General features: G+C 51.9%; 4 protein-coding genes. 3 read left to right on the forward strand and 1 reads right to left on the reverse strand.

What is annotated here, in order from left to right; all coding sequences use genetic code 11:
• A partial coding sequence (locus ACFTOW_RS13570) for a hypothetical protein (RefSeq protein WP_379916597.1) occupies window positions 1–203 on the reverse strand: 203 nt, incomplete at its 3' end.
• 300 nt (window positions 204–503) lie between these two features.
• Here ACFTOW_RS13570 and ACFTOW_RS13575 point away from each other — a divergent pair.
• The 3 genes from ACFTOW_RS13575 to ACFTOW_RS13585 all read left to right on the forward strand — a co-directional run bounded on the left by ACFTOW_RS13575 (window position 504) and on the right by ACFTOW_RS13585 (window position 2,323).
• Window positions 504–1,253 (forward strand): hypothetical protein, encoded by a 750-nt coding sequence (locus ACFTOW_RS13575; protein ID WP_379916599.1) that lies wholly within the window; start codon window positions 504–506, stop codon window positions 1,251–1,253.
• Between the two features lie 391 nt (window positions 1,254–1,644).
• Window positions 1,645–2,103 carry a hypothetical protein gene (locus ACFTOW_RS13580; RefSeq protein ID WP_379916601.1) on the forward strand — a complete coding sequence of 153 codons (459 nt, stop codon included), beginning with the start codon at window positions 1,645–1,647 and terminating at the stop codon, window positions 2,101–2,103.
• Window positions 2,096–2,323, forward strand: a complete 228-nt coding sequence (locus tag ACFTOW_RS13585) for a DUF3768 domain-containing protein (protein WP_379916603.1) — start codon at window positions 2,096–2,098, stop codon at window positions 2,321–2,323. The genes ACFTOW_RS13580 and ACFTOW_RS13585 overlap by 8 nt, the downstream gene beginning before the upstream one ends.
• Window positions 2,324–2,385: the final 62 nt, after the last annotated feature.

Below are 2,385 nucleotides of genomic sequence, written 5' to 3' on the forward strand. Positions count from 1 at the left end.
CAAGCAAATGACCGGAAACCAAACCACCCACACAAACCGCGAAATAGCCCGATTTCGGTCTTGTTCGAGATCAGGCTGTTCAACGCCTGACCTGCTATGAAATATTGCATCATCGGCACGGCGATGCGCCAATCCTTAGCAAAATGCGCAACAGCATCAATCAGTCTGAAGCACGGGTGTTTGCTGCAGAGATGGCCTTCCACTTGGGGAAAAAGGGGGCGGTACCAAAAGGTAAAACAACGTGTTCACAAAAATTCCTAGAGTTGTCCTACTGGGATCGACTTCGGTTGATGCGCTACTATCGCTTTGTCGTATCTGAAACCGAACACTAAATGTTCACGCAACGGAAACATGGCCGTCAGCATTCGTGCTGGCGGTTTTTTTATGCGCGCTTTTATGAGTGTTGCCAACTGCGTCACGTGTATTCCGTCCCCACAGCGTTCCAAGTTCTGTGTTTGACGGACTATGTTGTCCCAAAATGTTGCGAACACAGTGTTTCAAACATGGTGCGTGACACAGTCGTTGCGGATACTGTGGAAACACAAGACCGACCAACACTTCCGCCACACAGTTTTTGCCACATCAGCTATGAGTTTTCTGCCCCGTTGATAAATACACGGGAAAGGATAGCGATGGCGGATTGGCGACGGGAACGACGAGAACTGAACAAATACCTGCTGCAAAAAGACTGGGACGTGTTCGGCACGCTCAAATTTGTGAATGGCAGAACCATCGGCAGCACCTCCGCCCACAAGTTGCTCAGATCGTATTGGAACAAAGTGGACCGCGTGTTCTTTGGCCATGCAGCGGAACGACAAAACATGCGTGTGCCTCGCTGGTGCTTTGCGCACGAGGGCAGCGACAGCGAAAACTTCCACATCCACTTTGTGCTGAAATCCCCCACGGCGGACATCGAGCACGCCTGCACCGTGCTCAACGCGATTTGGGCCAAACACCATCACCAAACAGCCCCCCTCGCCAAGAACTGGGTCATGCCGGTGAAGAGCAGGTCACGTGCTGTGAATTATGTGACGCGCGAATACTGGCGCATGGGCAGCGCCACGTTGTTGGACGAGATCAGTTGGGACCGCACGGATTTGGCTGAAATGGCTAAATACGAGCATAACGCTCAGCGACAGAGACTTCAAAGGGCAGCCAGCCCAATCTGGCTTAGGCAAGCACAACAGGCATTGACAGCACAACAGGCAGCGTATGGTGCAGACGACGGAAACCTCGTAGCGAAGCGTGGCTAGGCCCTTTCGCACTGCAACATATAAGACAACTCAAACGGGATCGTGTCGTAGATGAAAATCTTGGCACATCCTTGTTCAATGGCAAGTGTTCAAACAGCAAACAGCAAACGTCAAACACAACGAACAGCTCAAACAGCAACGCAGAAACAGAACCACTTACACATAAGCGAACGAACAAAAGAACTTACACACAGAACGTGATACTAAATTGCACATACAGAACATCTTACAGCGTCGGCGGTTGATACCGTTCGGCGCTTCTTTATGGGCGTAGGGTCGGTTCTGATCCGTGTTTACATTTCCTGTCACAGCCCCTGTCTTTTCGGTCGTCCATGCAAATCTGTGACCATATGTTCGCGTTATAGGTGTATAGCACAGGAGCACATAGCAGATGACTGCACTGGCAAAACTCAACTTTAAATCCGTCACAAGAAGCACAGCACGTGATCCCGTTGCTGCTCGACGTGAAAAGCTCGTGGCAGGACTTGAGGAACAACAGCTGGTTCATGCGGCCACAATGAACGGCGAAGACTATCAGGTGGAGAAAACCAAATGGATCTCCAACGAGGTCGGGGAGCGAGTGGCCGTCAAAACACATCGCCGAGTGCGACCTTGGTTTTTTGAGCAAGATGGGGGGTGGTATGTGCAGTGCCGTTATGGGGCACGTGTGATCGCAGCTGATGGCACCAACAATGCTGTGTTCGTGAAATCCCTCAAAGACGTGGGTGATGTGCTGGCGGTATTCTTGGCCGCAGCAAAGGCGGGTGAATTGGACACAGCGATTGCCCGCGCTGTCGAGCGCAAACCCCGCACACAACCCGGCGCTGCAAAGGCCACGTCAAATGGCTGACTGTGAGGCAGATAAAATAAGGGCACTTAATGATCGCGCACGGCAGTCATTTACTGGCTGTCGTGTGCTCATAACAAGGGGCATAGCTGCGTTGGGGGAAGCAGCTGTTGGCGAGATATTGGCGGCGGTCAGATCATTTGATCAGTTCACAGCCGACAACGATCCATATAGCGAGCACGACTTCGGGTCATTCCATTGGCGTGTAGCGCGACAAACTTGATGAGAAGAGCGCGTCAATCAGGATGAGAATCCTTGGTCGCGACGCTTGAGAAGATGCCGCCC

Source organism: Lacimonas salitolerans, assembly GCF_042677865.1.
Classification (GTDB): Bacteria; Pseudomonadota; Alphaproteobacteria; order Rhodobacterales; family Rhodobacteraceae; genus Lutimaribacter; species Lutimaribacter salitolerans.